Origin of the sequence: Campylobacter concisus, from assembly GCF_002092855.1 — a bacterium.
In the GTDB taxonomy this organism is placed as follows: Bacteria; Campylobacterota; Campylobacteria; order Campylobacterales; family Campylobacteraceae; genus Campylobacter_A; species Campylobacter_A concisus_AI.
The window spans coordinates 1-404 of sequence record NZ_LVLC01000014.1 but is presented as its reverse complement, the minus strand read 5'-3'; the positions used below and the strand labels follow the sequence as shown (position 1 = coordinate 404).

At 32.4% G+C, this 404-nt stretch carries 1 protein-coding gene; it reads left to right on the top strand.

What is annotated here, in order from left to right; all coding sequences use genetic code 11:
* Positions 1–404, top strand: a 404-nt coding sequence (locus tag A3223_RS06690; protein WP_219336698.1) for an McrC family protein, incomplete at both ends; no start/stop codon positions are given.

The window sequence follows — 404 nt, the reverse complement described above, 5'->3', positions numbered from 1 at the left end:
TAAGCAGGGTGAGCGGAAAATTTATACAGGAAAGAAACGATGACAGCGTTTTGCAAACAAAAAGTAGCTTAACGATAGAGATTTTGCCAAAAATAACAAACAAAAACGACGCCGAAAGATCAAAAGTGGTTTTTATAAAAATGCTAAATACGTTAAAAAATTTCCCATTTAAAAGCTCAAATTTAGCCAGTTTAAAAATACAAAATTTACCGCTTTTGGAAATTTTCATCTCTATGTTTTTGTGCGAGCTTGAAGCTCTTGTAAAAAAGGGGATAAAAAGCGACTATGTGACGCTAGAAGATAACCTAAAATTTCTAAAAGGAAAGCTCAATATAAACGAGCAGATCAAAAGAAATAGTATCCACAAAGAACGGTTTTATGTAGGATACAGCGAATTTTTAAGC